13 protein-coding genes and 1 riboswitch are annotated in these 16517 nt (G+C 64.5%); of the genes, 5 read left to right on the forward strand and 8 right to left on the reverse strand.

Annotated features, from left to right (window positions below; all coding sequences use genetic code 11):
* Nucleotides 1-58 precede the first annotated feature (58 nt).
* Nucleotides 59-394: a hypothetical protein gene (locus HMPREF9440_RS01260; RefSeq protein WP_040763178.1), complete on the forward strand. Its 336-nt coding sequence runs from the start codon at nt 59-61 to the stop codon at nt 392-394.
* Nucleotides 395-485: 91 nt separating this feature from the next.
* Here the strand turns inward: HMPREF9440_RS01260 and HMPREF9440_RS01265 are convergent, their stop codons facing one another.
* Together HMPREF9440_RS01265 and HMPREF9440_RS01270 are read right to left on the reverse strand one after the other, a co-directional pair.
* Complete coding sequence (locus HMPREF9440_RS01265; RefSeq protein ID WP_008540713.1) at nt 486-1268, reverse strand: peptidylprolyl isomerase; 783 nt, start codon at nt 1266-1268, stop codon at nt 486-488.
* An 87-nt stretch (nt 1269-1355) separates the two neighbouring features.
* Entirely contained in the window at nt 1356-1964 is a 609-nt protein-coding gene (locus HMPREF9440_RS01270) for a septation protein A (RefSeq protein ID WP_040763181.1), read from the reverse strand.
* 549 nt (nt 1965-2513) lie between these two features.
* Here HMPREF9440_RS01270 and HMPREF9440_RS01275 point away from each other — a divergent pair.
* Nucleotides 2514-5183 (forward strand): M16 family metallopeptidase, encoded by a 2670-nt coding sequence (locus HMPREF9440_RS01275; RefSeq protein ID WP_245523550.1) that lies wholly within the window; start codon nt 2514-2516, stop codon nt 5181-5183.
* A 133-nt stretch (nt 5184-5316) separates the two neighbouring features.
* Here the strand turns inward: HMPREF9440_RS01275 and HMPREF9440_RS01280 are convergent, their stop codons facing one another.
* From HMPREF9440_RS01280 to HMPREF9440_RS01305, 6 genes are all read right to left on the reverse strand, one after another.
* Nucleotides 5317-6066, reverse strand: a complete 750-nt coding sequence (locus HMPREF9440_RS01280) for a tetratricopeptide repeat protein (RefSeq protein WP_008540717.1) — start codon at nt 6064-6066, stop codon at nt 5317-5319.
* Nucleotides 6067-6313: 247 nt separating this feature from the next.
* Nucleotides 6314-7726, reverse strand: a complete 1413-nt coding sequence (locus tag HMPREF9440_RS01285; protein ID WP_008540720.1) for a YihY family inner membrane protein — start codon at nt 7724-7726, stop codon at nt 6314-6316.
* Between the two features lie 928 nt (nt 7727-8654).
* The gene (gene iadA, locus HMPREF9440_RS01290; RefSeq protein WP_008540721.1) at nt 8655-9815 is read right to left on the reverse strand and encodes a beta-aspartyl-peptidase; all 1161 of its coding nucleotides are present in this window, start codon (nt 9813-9815) and stop codon (nt 8655-8657) included.
* 213 nt (nt 9816-10028) lie between these two features.
* Nucleotides 10029-10595: a hypothetical protein gene (locus HMPREF9440_RS01295; protein WP_008540723.1), complete on the reverse strand. Its 567-nt coding sequence runs from the start codon at nt 10593-10595 to the stop codon at nt 10029-10031.
* Nucleotides 10592-11212: a hypothetical protein gene (locus HMPREF9440_RS01300; protein WP_008540724.1), complete on the reverse strand. Its 621-nt coding sequence runs from the start codon at nt 11210-11212 to the stop codon at nt 10592-10594. The genes HMPREF9440_RS01295 and HMPREF9440_RS01300 overlap by 4 nt, the downstream gene beginning before the upstream one ends.
* A 46-nt stretch (nt 11213-11258) precedes the next feature.
* Complete coding sequence (locus HMPREF9440_RS01305) at nt 11259-11711, reverse strand: MerR family transcriptional regulator (RefSeq protein WP_040763180.1); 453 nt, start codon at nt 11709-11711, stop codon at nt 11259-11261.
* 346 nt (nt 11712-12057) lie between these two features.
* On the opposite strand from HMPREF9440_RS01305, the gene HMPREF9440_RS01310 reads away from it, so the two are divergent.
* From HMPREF9440_RS01310 to HMPREF9440_RS01320, 3 genes are all read left to right on the forward strand, one after another.
* Nucleotides 12058-12627 carry a hypothetical protein gene (locus tag HMPREF9440_RS01310; RefSeq protein ID WP_008540726.1) on the forward strand — a complete coding sequence of 190 codons (570 nt, stop codon included), beginning with the start codon at nt 12058-12060 and terminating at the stop codon, nt 12625-12627.
* Between the two features lie 304 nt (nt 12628-12931).
* Nucleotides 12932-13104, forward strand: a riboswitch (Lysine riboswitch).
* Nucleotides 13105-13334: 230 nt separating this feature from the next.
* A complete protein-coding gene (locus HMPREF9440_RS01315; RefSeq protein WP_008540728.1) occupies nt 13335-14750 on the forward strand; it encodes an APC family permease in 1416 nt (471 codons plus the stop codon).
* Between the two features lie 108 nt (nt 14751-14858).
* Complete coding sequence (locus tag HMPREF9440_RS01320) at nt 14859-16469, forward strand: amidohydrolase (protein ID WP_008540729.1); 1611 nt, start codon at nt 14859-14861, stop codon at nt 16467-16469.
* The last annotated feature ends 48 nt before the right edge of the window (nt 16470-16517 follow it).

Raw genomic sequence — 16517 nt, forward strand, 5'->3', positions numbered from 1 at the left:
CCACACCACATGGTAAGCGGTCTGATACACACAGTTTCTTGAAAAAACGACTTCGACCATGCATTTGATTCTATCGCATGGTTTTGTTTCAGTAAAGGGCGCGCGATTCCTCTCGCGACTGAAGTCGCAAGTTTCCTCGCGCGTTTTCTATGAAATGATGATGTCCGCCGCAGCCTCCGAAGCCAAGGATGCCGGCGCCGACGCCATCGTCAGGCAGTCCACGCAGTTCCGCGCCGGTACGCCCTACGTCCCCCAACCCACCCAAAGCTTCGGAGGCGGCTATGCCGGTGGCTTTGCAGGCGGCCTTGCAAGCGGCTTTGCGAACGGCATCGGCATGGCCCAGAGCATCAACCACCTTTCCGGCACCTACCTCGCCGTCAAGTACGTCGACTGATTTTGGGGCGGCCGGCCTCTTCCCCCTCCAAACAAAACCGCCGCAGTTCCGAAGAATTGCGGCGGTCTGTGTTCACAGGAAGAGAAGAGGCTTACTGAACGTTCGCCTTCTTCACGATTTCCTGGAAGTGCTGCTGAACGCGGCGGTTGGCGAGCGCGTTGCGGAGCACGGACTGCTGGCTTTCAAAGGACGGGAAGAGTTCCGCCGGGCGCTTCGATTCGAGCTTGACGACGTGGAAGCCGTACTGCGTGCGGATCGGGGCCTGGGCGACTTCGCCGGCCTTCAGGGACGAGAACGCCGCGGCGAAGGCCGGGACGAACGAGCGGGGAACGACCCAGCCCAAGAGACCGCCCTGGGCCTTGTTGCCGGTGTCTTCCGAGAATTCGCTCGCGAGCTTCGCGAAGTCGGCGCCCTTGTTGATGCGGGAGATCAGGTTCTTCGCCTGGTCTTCCGTCTTCACGAGGATGTGGCGGACCTGGTATTCCGTATCGCCGTAGGCGGCCTTTTCCTGGTCGTAGGCCTTCTTCAGGTCGGCGTCCGAAACCGGGTTCTTCTGGGCCCAGTCCTGCGCGAGCGCGTTGATGAGGATCTGGTCGCGGGCCTGAGCGATCGCTTCCTTCACTTCCTTCTTGTCGCCGACCTTGGCCTTCTTGGCTTCCTGCAGGAGCACGGTCTGCTGCACGAGGAGGTTCTTCACCTGGCGCTCGAGTTCGGCGCCGGCCGGCTGACCCTGCGCGACGGCGCGGTCGTAGATCACCTTCTGCTCGGCCACCGAGACGGTCTCACCGTTGACCTTGAAGGCCTTGAGTTCGGCGTTGGCGGAGCCCGCCGCGACAAGGGCTGCAAGGCTGAGGACGAGGACTTTCTTGTTCATCTGAAAAACTTCCGTGGTTTCAAGGTCGGACGGGCGCGGGAAAATCGCCTCTCCGCCCGTGTCTTCCGGGCTTTTCGGCCCGGCAGATTATTGATTTTGGCCCCCGACGGCGTGCTTCGTCATGTAGAAGGCCACCCCAATTGTAAAGAGGATTGTCAAGGCCATCAGGCCGAACAACTTGAAGTTCACCCAGATTTCCGTGGGCATCGTGTAGGCGACGGCGAGGTTGACGACGCCGGTCACCGCAAAGAAGCCGATCCAGAGGTTCTGAAGGGTCGACCAGGCCTTCTCGGGCATGTCGATCTGCCCCTTCATGAGGGTCTTGATGAAGTTGCGCCCGGAAACATTCCCGTAGATGAGGATGGCGGCGAAGACCCAGTAGAGGATCGTGGGCTTCCACTTGATGAAGATTTCGTTGCGAAGCCAGAGCGTGAGGCCCCCGAACACCACCACGACCGCGAGCGAGATCCAGAGCATGGGCTCGATCTTCCTGCCCTTCAATTTGAGCGCGACGATCTGAAAGAACGTCGCCGCCACCGTCACGATGGTCGCGAGGAAGACGGGGGCCGTCGTTTCGGTCACGCCGTCCGAGAGCACGCGCGACGCCAGATCCACCGCGGTCGCGGGATCGTGCCCCGCCCACTTGAACGTGGCGAAGAAGAGGATGACGGGAAGGAGGTCGAAGAGGAATTTCATCGTGAGGTCGTTCGTGGCTTCGGGCCGGGCGGGAGCACGGAACTCCGGTTCCCGCTCCCCAAGGGTGAAGCGAAGCATAGCAGAAGCGCGGGGGCGGCTTCCGAGAGCAGCTCCGCACCCCGTAGCTGCGGGCGCGCCCCTCAGCGACGTCCGGTCCCCAAGCATCGGCCTCCGGAAGCGTACGGTCTTCCCGAAGGGCCTGCGCCCCGCACCGGGGGCGCGGCCGGCGCCCTCCCGCACAATCCGACACAAGCGCGACAGGACCGAAACACTGCGCAAGGGCCTTTGAAGAGGGTCCGTAAGCTTCTCCAGGCCGATTCACAGGTATCCTTTCGGGACCAACGTCGCGAAGGCCGACGGCGGCGCCGCCGGGAGGACCGGGCCACTCGGCCCGATTCTCCCCACGAGCAGGCCCCACCCTGCCCGCTCCGCCCTCCGCCGGTCCCGCTCAGAAGGAAAAGAACCATGCCCTTCCAAGCCAAACGACTCGCCTGCGCCGCGCTCTGCGCGTTCGCCGCGGCGAGTGCCATCGCTCAGGAGTCTCAACCCATGCAGCCCATTGAAGCCGTGCCCGTCGTCACCGTCGAGGGGATGACGGAGTACCGCCTCCCGAACGGCCTGCGCATCGTGCTCTATCCCGATGCCGGCAAGCCGACCGCCACCGTCAACATGACGTACCTCGTGGGCTCGCGCCACGAGAACTACGGTGAGACCGGGATGGCGCACCTCCTTGAACACCTGATGTTCAAGGGGAGCAAGAACTACCCGTCGCCCACCGCGGAATTCACGAAGCGGGGCTTCCGCATGAACGGCTCCACCTGGTTCGACCGCACGAACTACTTCGTGAGCTTCACCGCCACGGACGACAACATGAAGTGGGCGCTCGGCTGGCAGGCCGACGCCATGACGAACAGCTTCATCGCGCAGAAGGACCTCGACACCGAAATGACGGTGGTGAGGAACGAATTCGAAATGGGCGAGAACAAGCCCGTCTCGGTGATGTTGAAGCGCATGCAGAGCATGATGTTCGACTGGCACGCCTACGGGCGCTCCACGATCGGGGCGAGGAGCGACATCGAAAACGTCGAGATCGCCAACCTCCAGGCCTTCTACCACCGCTACTACCAGCCGGACAACGCGGTCTTGACCGTCTCGGGCAAATTCGACCCCGAGCAGGTCCTCACGTGGATCAAGGAATTCTTCGGGCCGATCCCGAAGCCCACGCGCGTCCTCCCGAAGGAGTGGACCGTTGAGCCCACCGCCGACGGCGAGCGCGAATTCAAGATCCGCCGCCAGGGCGAGAGCCAGATGGTGGCGGTCGGGTACCGCATCCCGGCGGCCCTTCACGAAGACTACGAACCCACCGCGATGGCGGCTTTGGTGCTGGCCGACACGCCTTCCGGGGTGCTCTACAAGGACTTGGTGGAGACCGGTCTCGCCACGCAGGTCTTCGCCTGGCCGATGGCGACCGAAAAGCCCGGCTTCGTCATGTTCGGCGCCTTGATGAAGAAGGACGCCGACATTGAGCTCGTGAAGACCAAGCTCATCGACGCGATCGAGCACGCCTTCGACAAGGAAGGCGTCCCCGCCGACAAGCTGGAGCTTCAGAAGGCCGACCAGGCGACGATGTTCGAGCGCTCGATGTCGGACCCGGAAAACTTCGCCGTCGGCTTGTCAGAGTACATCGCCTTGGGCGACTGGCGTCTCTTCTTCGCCGACCGCGACATCGTCGCGGCCGTGACGCCCGAGCAGGCCACCGCCGCCGCGAAGCGCTACTTCGTGCGCGACAACCGCACGGTGGGGCTCTTCATCCCGACGACCGACATCCGCCGCGCGGAAATCCCGACGGCGCCCTCCGCCGAAGACCTCCTGAAGAACTTCACCTTCAAAACGGCTTCGGACGCGGGTGAGGCGTTCGACGTCTCGCAGGCCAACATCGACGCCCGCACGGAAGTGGTGGACGTGGGTGGCCTCAAGGCTGCACTGCTCCCGAAGAAGACCCGCGGCAACACCGTTTCGGTCCAGTACCGGTTTTTGAACGGCAACCTCGAAACCGCCAAGGACGGCGCACGCTCGATGATGATGGGCGCGATGTTGACGCGCGGGACCGCGAAGCACGACCGCCAGCAGATCGACGACCTCTTCACGAAGCTCAAGATGGAAGGGTCGCCCTTCGGCTTCACGACGGACCGTGAACACCTCGCGGACGCCATTGCGCTTTCCGCCGAACTTCTCACCACCTCGTCCTTCCCCGAAAAGGAATTCGAGACGCTCCGCCGTCAGACGATCGAGGGGCTCCAGAGCCGCTCGGACGACCCCGGCGTCAAGGCCCGGGACGAACTCACCCGCCGCTTCAACACCTATCCGGAAGGCGACGCCCGCCGGAACGAAACGAGCGTAGAGCTGATCGCCGCCTTGAAGAAGCTCACGCTCGCCGACGTGAAGAAGCACTACGACGAGGTCTTCGGCACCGGCCGCGGGTTCGTGGCCGTCGTGGGCGACTTCGACCCGGCGGAAGTGAAGAAGGAACTCTCGGACAAGGTCGCGGGCGTCAAGGCCGCGAAGGCGCCCTTTGAGCGCTTCTGGGCCGAGTACCGTCCGGTCGAACCCGGCCGCGCCGTGATCGACACGCCGGACAAGGAAAACGCCGTGCTCTTCGCGCGCGTCGACCTGCCCGCCAACATCGACGACGAGGACATGCCCGCGCTGATCGTCGCCGACTGGGTGCTGGGCGGCTCGCCGGGCCTTTCGAACCGCATCGTCAACCGCCTGCGCCAGAAGGAAGGCTTGTCCTACGGGGTGTCCTCCAACCTCGTCATCCCGACCTTCGGGAACCGCGCGAAGTGGACGATCGGCGCGATCGTCGCCCCGCAGAACGTGCTTCAGGCCGAGACGAGTCTGAAGGACGAACTCAAGAAGGCCTTTGAGGCCGGCATCACCGCGGACGAGCTCGAAGAAGCCAAGCGCGGGATTCTCCAGAGCCGCGCGGTCAACCGCGCGCAGGACGGGATCCTCGCGTCCGGCTGGCTCTCGAACTTGGAGCGCAACGTCACCTGGATGAAGTCGAAGGAAACCGAAGACGCCATCGAAGCGCTGACGGTCGACCAGGTGAACGCGGCGGTGCGCCGCCTTGCGGACCCCTCGAAGATGGTCTACGTCCTCTCCGGGGATATCGCCAAGGCGAAGGCCGCGGGGAAGGACTTCAGCAAGGCCGAGTAAGGCCCTTCGTCTGAAGCCTCAAAATCACAAGGCCGTCCGGTCGTACGCGACCGGGCGGCCTTGTTTCGTATGGGATGAAGGTGTCGGCGGGGGACCGCTTGGGGTCGGGAGCCCGGCCCCGGTCGCCCGCGCCTTACTCTTCCTGGTAGTCCTCGAGGCGGCTGTAGCGGTGAAGCACGTCCGCGACCGTCGTCTTGGCGGCGTGCTCCAGATCCTTCTGGCTCATTTCAGCCTTGAGGTTCCTCGCATCCGCCGCGGCGTTGCGGTCGGGCGTGAAGCCTTCGGAGGGCTTCTCGGCGGCCTGGATCAAGACGTAGGCGCTCACGCGGTCGGGCGCCTCGCCCGTTTCGGGGTCCACAAGAAGCTTCGCCCAGGCCATCAACCCGGCGGGGTCGCCCTTTTCAGCAGACCGCCGGTACCACTTGGCGGCGGCCTTCAAGTCCTTTTCCTTGCTCCAGCCGTTCCGGTAGTAGTCGCCCACGGCCTTCATGCCGGCGCTCGAGCCCTGGTCCGCGGCCTTCTTGTCCCAGACGAAGCCCTGACGCGCTTCGGGACGAACGCCCAAGCCTTCGCGGAAGACCTTGCCCAATTCGAGCTGCGAGCCGACGTGGCCCAAAAGCGCCGCGCGCTCCCACCAGCCGATGCCGGTCAAACGCTGGGGCTTCGTGCTGCCGAGCCCATAGAAGTAGAGGCGGCCCAACTGGTAGAGGCACTCGGCGTCGTCCTTCGGGACGCCCTCTTCAAAAGCCTTGACGGCCGCCTTGAAGTCGTTCCTCTCGACGGCCCGCAGGCCGTCCTGGAGCCCGGCCGAGGCGCTCCCCGCGGCGAGCGCGGCGACGACCCCGCAGAGAAGCGCGGTGAGGCGCAGATCGTTCTTGTGCATTGCGGTCTTTCCTTTCGTTGTTCTTCGGCGTTCCGGATGCGGAACGGCTTGGTCTTGCGCCGGAGACGTTAGCAGGAGAACCTTAAGAGAAACGGAAAGGGGGCTGGGCCGGAGATGCAGGCGGGCTGAGCCGTCCCGAATCCATGAACGACGCGTCCGCCGGAGGTGAATCCGGCGGACGCTGGAATGCCGTTCGGGCGGCGAAGCGTATGAGAAAACGTATGAGAAGCCTGGATTCAGGCCTTCATCAGGCCTTCGCTTCCGTCCGGTCGGGCTGAGCGGGCTCACCGGCAACCGGGTCCTCCGCCGGCTTGGTCTCCTTCGCCTCCTCCGCCTGCTTGGTCATGGCCGTCATGGCCTCCCTCGCCGACCGCTCACGGCGCTCCTCCTCTTCGTCCTCCAGGAACGCGGACAGGGGCCGGTCGATCGACTTGTCGAAGATGAAGCTCCTCCACCAGGAGAAAAGAAGCCCGGCTTCGCGCCGCAGGCTCGGGCGCTCGGGCTGCACGAGCGTGTTGTTCTGGTCGATCAACAGCACGCAGAGGGCGTCGCGTAGCGTCGTCTTCTCGGGGTCGCACAAGAGCGCCCACTCGCCCTTGGCATGGCGGCTCGTTTTGAGTTCCCCGCAGTAGCCGGCGTCGCCCAATTTGCCCAAAATGCGGTTCACCTGCTCGGGGTAGGAGTCGACTTCGTCCGCCAGCACCTGCACGGGGACGCTCGGCAGCCCCGCGGCCTTGGCGCCCGTGAGGACGCGAAGGAGCGCGACGCCGGTCAGGAAGTCGTTCCCCGCGCGGTAGCTGTCGAGATAACGCCCGGAGGTCAGCAGCGGAATCGTCGCCGTGATGGCCGCCCCGGAGAAGACGAGGAACCACGTAAGGTAGAGCCAGAGGAGGAACACCGGGAGCGCGACGAACGCGCCGTAGATCGTGGAGAGCGTCCCGGAAGTGACGTAGATCTCAAAGCCCTCACGCACGATCGACCCCGCGATCGCAACGATCATGCCGCCGACGAGCGCATGCCTGAAGGGCACCCAGCAGTTGGGGACGAGCTTGTAGAGCGCGGCGTAGCCCACGCCCTGAAGAAGAATCTGGAAGATCGCGATGATCCAGCCGGGGAAGGACCCGTCGGAGTGACCGAGCGTGAGGCGGATGGTGTGGGTGGAGAGCGTGAGCGAGAGCGCGATCAAGGTCGGCGCCAACGTCAGGATCGCCCAGTAGAGGACCGCGCGCTGCGACCACGGGCGCATGCGCCGCACCTTGAAGATGCGGTTCACCGTCACGAAGAATTTGTCGATCAGGAGGAGCGCCGTCAACGCCAAGCCCGCGAGACCGAAAATCCCGAGACCGGAGGCGTGGGCCGAAAACTGCCGGATGTACTCGACGATCGTCTCGCTCTCCTGCGGCGGGAGGAAGCTGTTGAAGACCATGGCTTCGAGTTCCTGCCGGTACTCCGCAAAGCTCGGGAACGCTGCAAAGGCGGCGAGCGACACGGCAAGAAGCGGGATGAGCGAGAGGAGCGTGGTGAGCGTCATCGAGCTCGCCACCTCCTGGAGCTGCGTGTCCTTCATGCGCATCCCGGCGAAGCCGAGGAGCGCGCGCGCCACGTCGATCATGCGGTGGCGGCGCACCAGGGTGAGAAGGTCTGCGGGCGGTCGGGCCATGAGGATCTCTGGGAAAGGTCTTGAGGGAGAAGCGGCGGGAGGAACCGGTGGTCTGAAGGAACGGGTTCCGGAGGCGAGCCGCAGGAAGGCGCCGCGTCGGGGCGGCGCCGGTCATCCGTTCATTTTATCGCGGGCGGTCGGTGCGCCTGTTGAAAACGCCCGACCGAAGCGGCGACGGCGGGGAATTCTTGAGGCTCTTCGGCGGATTGACGGCGGCATTCCGCCCGACATCCGAAGTACCGCCCCCGCACCGTCGGCGCAGGATGACGGGCGTCGGACCGGATACCGAGGTACGACCCGGGGCGCAAAAAGCGGGTTTCCCCGGCCCCCTTCACTTTCAGCCGGATTGTCTTCACGTCAAGTTGTTGTCCCGGTTACAAACCGATGCACGTTCGTCGAGCGTCCGAAAAGCGCTTTTCCGGCCTATTTTCCTCAGGAAAAACAAGGCACTTAGAACAGAAGTCAGCACTCACCCTTTCCAAATTGTCGACCAATGCTTTCCGATTGCTCGACAAATGCCGGAGGCTCCGCTATAGTTCGCCTCAGCCAATCGTTTTGTTCCTCTAAGCGAAACGATGCCGCCCGGTCATTGCGTGGGTGCTTGGACCGGGTTGAGGAAGGTGACGGAAGTAAGGCGCCGACATCTTCCGAGGGGGTAGAGAGGGCCGCATCGACGAAGTGCGGCCCTTTCTCATATCTGCGTCCCGCATTCGCGTTCGCGTCATCTGCGGCCTCATTTGCGCCTTGTGCGCCCGCGTTCGTCTTCCCGGACCCCGCATTCACCCTCAACCGACCTGCATTCGCCTCACCCGCATTCGAAAAACGCTCCGCCCGGTCGACGCCGAACGGAGCGTTTTCTTCTTCAGGAGTAGCCGGGACACCCGGGCCGGACCTCAAGCGTCCGGCCGGAAGCCCCGTCGTCCGGGACTTATTCCTCGAACATGCCCTTCATCACGACCTCGCCCTCACGCATGGCGACGCGGCCCTGCATGAAGACCCAGGTGGGTTCGAGCTTTTCGTTCATGATGAGGAGGTCGGCGTCGAACCCTTCCTTCACTTCGCCCTTGCCGGGGAGACCGAGCGCACGGGCGACCGTCGTCGTCATCGGACGGAGCGCGTCGGCGAGACCGATCTCGGACGCAAGCTTGCGGACGCACTCGAGGTCGCAGTCGATCTTGCCGATGCCGAGACCGACCATTTCGCCCTTTTCGTTGAAGCGCGGCATCGAGCCGTGGCCGTCGGAGCTCATCGTGATGTTTTCAAGCGGCACGCCGGCATCGAGCGCGGCGCGGACCGCGTCCGCGGCGTCGCCCATGTAGTTGCCGCCGCCCGTCGTGATGTCGATCACGCCGCCCTTTTTCGCGAATTCGCAGGCGCGGCGGAAGACTTCCGGATGGCGCGCGCAGTGGGTCGGGCGCATGTGCTTCAAGGGAATCCCGGCTTCGTTGCAGGATTCGAGAATGTCAAACGACACCGGCATGTCGCCCAGATGCACGTGGAGGAACCCCGTCTTCCCGGTCAGCATCCCGGCGACGCGGACGTCGGCGAGGATGCGGAGCACTTCCTGCGCGGTCGGGAAGGCGGAGCGGTGATCGCCCAGGGCGATCTTCACGCCCAGCACTTCCGGAATCGAGAAGAGTTCCGTGCGGACGTCCTTCGTGATCGTCGTCACGGGGTAGGCGTAGTTCGAGGTCCACATCCAGCCCGAAGCCCCTTCGGTCTTGAGGCCGCGCACCTTCGCGAGGAGGTTCTCAATCGAGCGGCTCATCGAGTCCGTGCCCGAGACGCCCATGAAGGACGTGACGCCCGCGCGGACGAGTTCGGAGAAGACGAGCTCGGGGCAGCGCGAGGCCCAGCCGCCCTCACCGCCGCCGCCCGTCACGTGGATGTGCTGGTCGATCAGGCCCGGCACGACCTTCGCGCCCGCGGCGTCGATCTCCTCCACGCCCGGAATCTTCACGTCGAGCGTGACGTCCATCGCGATGATCTTGCCCCCGGCAATGAGGATGTCGCGGCGGCCGAGGTGCTCGGGCGCCCAGACGTCGGCGTTGCGGATCAGAATCGCGGCGGGTTCCTTCTTCATGGTCATTGTCTCCTTCGATTGTTCGTCGGGGTGGTTGACGTTCGGTCGGGATGGTTCTGCATGTCGGCATGCGGTTCGGGTGATGTCGGGCGGTTCTCTTGAACGGTTTCATCGGGCGCTATTCCTGAGAGCGACTTGGGACTTACCGCAGTCCCTCGCCGCCCGCGCCCGATCAACCCGATCAGTCGATCAGCCCAATCGGAAATTTTCGCACAACTTTTACGGCCCGTACGTGTTCTTCGCGCGCACCCCCACGAGCGGCGTCAAAAGAACGATGCTCACGACCCAGAGGAACGTGAGGTAGTCGGGCCAGGTCGATGCGTCGGCCGCCTCCGTCACGGGCGCGAGGTGCGCGGCGTTCATCCAGGCGGCGGTCTCGATCACGGGGCCGCCCAAAAGCATCAGCACCGCGCCGACTTTCGGCACCCAGGCCCTGCGCACAAGGAGCATGAGCCCGGCGGCCGCAAGCAGCATCCCCGCCGCGGCGCCCGCCCACAGGACGGCGGAGAGCGCCGCGCCGTAGGGAAGTTCCGCCGCGCGGACGTTCATGAGGTGGCCCATGGCGAGCCCGAAGGTGGTGAGGTCGAAAAGTCCCGCGGACGCGCACCAGGCGGGCGGCAGAAAGAGGAGCCCGTCGACGCCGGCGGGGAGCCGCGTCGTGGCGTTCGGGACCCGCCGGGCCCAGCTCCGCAGGCTCCCGAGGATGAGAAAGAGGAAGAAGAGGATGGAGAGCAGCCCCACCACCTCCTGCGTCGTCTTCGGCATGAAGGCGGAGACTTCCGTCATCGTGCGCCGCCCTCAGCCGCCTTCACGGCGTCACGCACCATCGCGGCGTACTGCGCGGCGATTTTCTTCGCACCGCGCGTCCCGTACGTGAAGGCGGGGCGCCGCGAGAAGAGCAGGTAGACGGTCGCGACCACGGTGAAGACCGAGACGCCCGCAAAGGCCTGCCCCGGCGCGAAGGGGACGCCGAGAATGACGCTCTCCAGCCAATCGTTCACGGGACCGGCGACCCAAAGGAGCACGACCGAGGTCCAGAGCGCCGCGGGGCTGCGGCCGACCGCCAAGAGCACCAGCACGCCCACGGCGGCAAACGACGCAAAGAGCGACGGGATGAGCGTCTTCACCGCGGGCCAGATGAAGGCCGCGTCCATCACCGCGACGCGGATCACTTCGCCCAGCGCGCGGCCGAAGGTCCAAAGCGACCAGGCGGCTTCAAAGGAGAAGCAGAAGAGGAGGAAGGACAAAAGTCCCCCGATCCCGCAGGGCATCCCCGGGATCTTCACGACGGGCGGCACGCGCTTTCCGATGAAGAGCAGCACGGCCCAGAGGACCACGGGGACGATGAGCCCCACCAGGAGTCCCGGAGAGGCTTCGAAAAAGAAGAAGTCGGCGTTCGGCATGGGTGTTGGAATTCAGTTGGGGTGTTGGGGTTGTTCGGTTTCGAGGTCACTTGGGCGAGCGGAGCTCTTCGAGGATCCCGCAGGGGTGCCCTTCGTGGTCGCCCCCGCAGCGGTGCGCCACCGCTTCGAGGTCGCCCTTCAAGGCGAGCAGATCTTCGATCCGGCGGTCCACTTCCGCCAGGTGCTTCGCCACCAACGCGTGGGCGGCCTCGGCCGCCTGGTGCGGGGCGTGCGGCGCGTGGGCCGCGTGCGCGGGATCGGCGCAGCAGCCTTCGCCGTCTTCGGCGAGCGCGGTGAGGAGCGTGCGGATTTCGTCCAGCGCCATGTCGAGGCTTCGGCAGCGCCGGATGAAGGCGAGCCTCGCGACGTGCTCGGCGCCGTACTGACGGTAGTTGTTGCCGAGCTCACGCACGGCCGGGTTGAGGAGCCCCACCTTTTCGTAGTAGCGGATCGTCTCCGGGGTGTGCCCGGTGCGGTCGGCGAGTTCTCGAATGCGCATGGCGTCGGTCCTGTCGTTGGGCTTCAAGGAAGCCCTCGGGAGTGATGTGGCGCCGCGGCGGCGGTCCGGACGGCGTGTCCGGATGGCCCTTGAGCGGCGTGTGTCTTCCTCGGGATTGTACGCACGGAAACCCCGGCGTCCGCGCCCGCCCGAAAGGAAATTGCGGGGAAGACTCATTGACCGACATTGAAACACGGCCGATACAAGATGACCACGGGAACCCACTCCGACGCGGCTCAACCCGGCTCCCGCTTCCGCTATGCTTGGAGAAGGACGACGGGGGAAGACTCTCCCCCAAAGATCATCAGAATCAGGACCGCAATCAGGACCGCAGGACCGACATCCCATGAAGGATCCCTTCAACCTCGAACCCCGCAACGGCGATTTCGCGACCTACGTGGAGAACCTCCAGAAGGCCGAACTCGAAAAGCTCCGCCGAGCGAACCCCGCGGCGGCCGAACAGGCCGCACAGAGCATCCGCGGTGGCGGGGACTCGCTGTCGCTGCGCGACCTGATCGAGCGCTCGAAGGAAGTCTTCGGGGCGAAGAAGGCGGAGTCCGAAAAGGTCCGCGAGACGGTCTTCGGACCGGTCACCCAGACGCCCAACCCCTTCTCGAGGAAGGACCGCCAGCACCGCTGGGGCCGCGGCGACCGACGGACGGAATCCGTTGAGCCCGCAGAACACCTCCCCTCGTCGGACGCCATGACCGAGGAAGAGTTCGACGCCATGGTGCAGGAAGGCCTCTCGAAGCCCGCGCCGAAGAAGCAGGCGAACCCCGGACCCTTCCTTCTCTTCGTCGCGTTGATGCTTGTGGTCGGCGTCATGAACGGCGCGTTGCCTGAGCCCCTGATCGGCTTTGCGTTGGTGGTTGGGTTCGCCGGCGTCGTCATCACGAACGCGAAGAAGCGCCGGTAGTGAACCGGGAAGTGAACCGGTACCGGCGGGCGGTTCAAAAGGCCGGTCACTTCCAGTCGACACCATTCCTCCATACGACTTTCAGCCCCACCTTCGGATAGGCCTTCCGAAAGCCCAAAGACGCCCTGCGGCCAACGGATTCCGCCCACTACGATCCTTCTCCCAATAGGTCCTCCCTAAGACTTTTATCCGAGCCCTCTTGGCATTTCGCAAAACCTTTTTTCGCAGGCGGCGTTCGGCCCGTTTTTTGTGCCGGATCGGGCCCTCAGAGCCTTTTCACCGTGGCAAAGTTCGCCTTGAGAAAAGTTGTGATAGAGGCGCGGAACGGATGAGTAGCCGTCGGAGGGGACACCCGACGAAGACGGCGAAAGGCCCGCCCGCCGAAACGCGGCGCCCGGTAGAGCACCGCGTTGGGCACGGTGGAAAGACCACCGTGACTCCTGACGGATTCACGCCGTCAGAGGCGCTATCGGTGGTGACTATCCCAAGAGCCCCCTGCCGGACGCCCTCAGGTTTTTTCAAACCCGGCCAAGAGCGTGATGCGTCCGCATTCCGGCAAGTCTGCGTCCTGCGCGAGCGCTCTTTGGAAAGGGATGGAAAAGCCCCGAGGAGATGTCCCCCAAGGACGGTTGGCAAGAAGTCGCATCGGTAGAAGATGCGGCTTTTCTTTTTATTCAAGAACCATAAAGATCCAACCGGAGACTCTCGTGAGCACATCCTCCCAACAACCCACCCTGCGCCGTGACGTCGGCCTCTTCGGCGGCATTTCGGTGCTCGCCGGGATCATGATCGGCTCGGGCATCTTCTACATCGGCGCGATCGTGCTGCAGCGAAGCGGCATGAGCCTCGGTCTCGCCCTCCTCGTCTGGCTGATCGGCGGTCTCGTCACGCTGATGAGCGGCATCTGCTTTGCCGAACTCGGCGCCATGATGCCCAAGGCCGGCGGCTACTACGTGTACCTGCGCGAAGCCTACGGCGAACGCGTCGCCTTCATGTGCGGGATCACGAACTTCTTCCTCTCTTCTTCGGGCTCCATCGCCGCTCTGGCCGTCGCCTTCGCCGCCGCCATCAGCTCGATGTGGCACATCGATCCGACGATGCAGAAGGTGATCGCCGTCTCTTCGATCGTTCTGCTCTCCCTCATCAACATCCGCGGCATCAAGCTCGGCAGCTTCGTGCAGAACACCTTCATGATTCTGAAGATGCTCCCGATCGTGCTGATCCTCGTCTGCGGCCTCGTGATGGGTACGGAATCCCCGGACCTCTCGCTCTCCCCCATGACGATCGACGGCGCGCCGCTCGAGATCTCCTGGACGGAAATCTGCGCCATGATCGGCTTCTCGGTCATCGCGACCCTCTGGGCCTATGAAGGGTGGACGAACCTCAACAACATCGCCGAAGAGATCAAGAACCCGAAGAGGAACATCCCGCTCGCGCTCATTCTCTCGATCACCGGCGTGATGACCCTCTACGTGCTCTTCAACTACGCCGTCTACCGCGTGGTGCCGCACGACACGATCATGTCGATGGTGGCCGCGGGCGACTACTACCTCGGCACGGAAGCCGCCAAGATCCTCTTCGGCCCGGCCGGCATGGTGGTCGTGGGGACCGCGATGATGCTCGCCATCTTCAACAGTCTCAACGGCTGCATCATGGTCTTCCCCCGCATGTACTTCGCGATGGCCCGTGACGGTGCGCTCTTCCCGTCGCTCGCCAAGCTCCACCCGACGTGGCGCACCCCGATCAACGCCCAGATCGCCTCCGCCGTCATGGCGATCATCCTGGTGCTCTCGCGCTCGCTCTCCGAGTTGACCAGCCTCGTCGCGGTCTGCGGCATGATCTTCCACGGTCTCGCCTTCTTCTCGGTGATCGTCCTGCGCCGCAAGTATCCGAACCTCGAACGCCCCTACAAGGTCTGGTTCTACCCGTTCCTCATCCTCGTCGTCTGCGCGATCATGATCGGCCTCATCATCAACACGGTTGAGAAGGACCCGGTGACGGCGGCCCTCGGTCTGCTCGTTCCTCTGGCCGGTCTCGTCTTCTACGAACTCTTCTTCCGCAAGCGCTGCGAAGCCATGCGTGCCGCCGAAGGCGCCAAGCACGAGTCGAACCTTCAGAACTAAGGCTTGAACCTCTCCCGGACCGGGGGAGCCCCGCTCCCCCGCCGACCGGCGTGAACAGCATCGAATCCCACCGAATTCACCCAGATTGACAGATTGAGGACACCCATCATGGCTACGCTCATCCACAACGCCCGCATCTACGTCGAACGCGGCGTCTTCGCCGAAGCGCTTTTGGAAGTCGACGGCATCATCCGCGCGGTCGGCACGCTCGCTGAAGTTGAAGCCGCGGCGCCCGCCTGCGTCACCCGCCGCGACGCCAAGGGCCGCACGATCGTCCCGGGCTTCAACGACTCGCACCAGCATTTGTTGAACACCGGCATCGCTTTGGCCGACATCCGCTTGGGCGACTGCCGCAGCATCGCGGAAGTCCAGGACGTCGCCCGCCGGTGGATTGCGGAAAACAACCCCGCCCCCGGCACCGTCATTCACGGCATGCGCTGGAACCAGGACTACTTCGCCGAAGGACGCCTTCTCACCGCCGCCGACCTCGACGAGATCTCGACCGAACACCCCATCATCTTCGACCGCGCCTGCGGCCACCTCCTCACCTGCAACACGCTCGCCATGCAGATGGCCGGGATCACGCGCGACTCCGTCGCCCCTGAGGGCGGCACGATCGAGCGCGACGCGGACGGCAACCCCAACGGGGTCTTCACGGAAAACGCCCGCCAGGCGGTGCGAAGCCTCATGGCATCCCGCAGCGTTGAAGAAACCGTGCGCCTGATCCGCACCGGCATGGCCCACGCCGCCCAATGCGGCGTCACCTCGGTGCAGACCTGCGACCTTCGCGGCCGCGACTGGGAAACGACGCTCGAAGCCTACAACCAGGTGGCCGCCGATCAGCCGCTCACCCGCGTCTGGCACCAGTCGAGCTTCCAGGAACCCGAAGGCTACCGGCGCTTTCTTGAGCGCGGCTGCGTGATGGGTTCGGGCACGCCCTTCAACCGCTTCGGCCCCCTGAAGCTCTTCATCGACGGCTCTTTGGGCGCCCGTACGGCGCTCATGCGCGCGCCTTATGCGAACGACCCCTCCACCTGCGGCGTTGAAGTGCTCACGCCCGCACAGATCGACGAATTGGTGGGGCTCGCCAACAGCCACAACTGCGGCGTCGTCGCCCACGCGATCGGCGACCTTGCGATCGAACGCATGCTCGACGCCTTTGACGCCCACGCCCCGGGCGACGGCACGAATCCTCTGCGCAACGGCATCGTTCACGTCCAGATCACGGACCGCGCCCTCGTAGAACGCTTCACGAAGAACGACATCCTCGCCCTCGTGCAGCCGATCTTCCTTCACTACGACACGCAGATCGTCGAGGACCGCGTCGGCGCGGAACTCGCGGGCACGTCCTACGCCTTCGGCTCGATGCACCGCCTCGGGATTCACATGAGCTTCGGCACGGACAGCCCGATCGAAGACATGAATCCGTTTGAAAACATCTACTGCGCGGTGACGCGTCGGACGCTCCAGGGCAAGCCCGAAGGGGGCTTCCACCCCGAAGAGTGTCTCGACGTCGAAACGGCCGTCGACGCCTACACGATTGAGAGCGCCTACGCCACCTTCGAAGAAAACGTCAAGGGCCGCCTCATGCCGGGCTACTACGCCGACCTTGTGATCCTCTCGGACGACATCTTCACGGTGCCGCACGACGCGATCAAGTCGATCCGCGCCGTCGCCACCATGGTCGACGGACGCTGGGTGCACGACACCGAAGCGTAAGGCTGCGGCGACCCCCTCGGAACCTTCACGCCGGGGGATGGATGCCGA

Origin of the sequence: Sutterella parvirubra YIT 11816 (genome assembly GCF_000250875.1) — a bacterium.
GTDB lineage: Bacteria > Pseudomonadota > Gammaproteobacteria > Burkholderiales > Burkholderiaceae_F > Sutterella > Sutterella parvirubra.

What these genes read in the sequence shown, in the direction of transcription:
- HMPREF9440_RS01260 (WP_040763178.1), top strand. Translation starts at nt 59, where the DNA reads ATGCATTTGATTCTATCGCATGGTTTTGTTTCAGTAAAGGGCGCGCGA.
- HMPREF9440_RS01265 (WP_008540713.1), bottom strand. Translation starts at nt 1,268, where the DNA reads ATGAACAAGAAAGTCCTCGTCCTCAGCCTTGCAGCCCTTGTCGCGGCG.
- HMPREF9440_RS01285 (WP_008540720.1), bottom strand. Translation starts at nt 7,726, where the DNA reads ATGGCCCGACCGCCCGCAGACCTTCTCACCCTGGTGCGCCGCCACCGC.
- HMPREF9440_RS01275 (WP_245523550.1), top strand. Translation starts at nt 2,514, where the DNA reads ATGCAGCCCATTGAAGCCGTGCCCGTCGTCACCGTCGAGGGGATGACG.
- HMPREF9440_RS01280 (WP_008540717.1), bottom strand. Translation starts at nt 6,066, where the DNA reads ATGCACAAGAACGATCTGCGCCTCACCGCGCTTCTCTGCGGGGTCGTC.
- HMPREF9440_RS01270 (WP_040763181.1), bottom strand. Translation starts at nt 1,964, where the DNA reads ATGAAATTCCTCTTCGACCTCCTTCCCGTCATCCTCTTCTTCGCCACG.
- HMPREF9440_RS01300 (WP_008540724.1), bottom strand. Translation starts at nt 11,212, where the DNA reads ATGCCGAACGCCGACTTCTTCTTTTTCGAAGCCTCTCCGGGACTCCTG.
- iadA (WP_008540721.1), bottom strand. Translation starts at nt 9,815, where the DNA reads ATGACCATGAAGAAGGAACCCGCCGCGATTCTGATCCGCAACGCCGAC.
- HMPREF9440_RS01320 (WP_008540729.1), top strand. Translation starts at nt 14,859, where the DNA reads ATGGCTACGCTCATCCACAACGCCCGCATCTACGTCGAACGCGGCGTC.
- HMPREF9440_RS01310 (WP_008540726.1), top strand. Translation starts at nt 12,058, where the DNA reads ATGAAGGATCCCTTCAACCTCGAACCCCGCAACGGCGATTTCGCGACC.
- HMPREF9440_RS01305 (WP_040763180.1), bottom strand. Translation starts at nt 11,711, where the DNA reads ATGCGCATTCGAGAACTCGCCGACCGCACCGGGCACACCCCGGAGACG.
- HMPREF9440_RS01295 (WP_008540723.1), bottom strand. Translation starts at nt 10,595, where the DNA reads ATGACGGAAGTCTCCGCCTTCATGCCGAAGACGACGCAGGAGGTGGTG.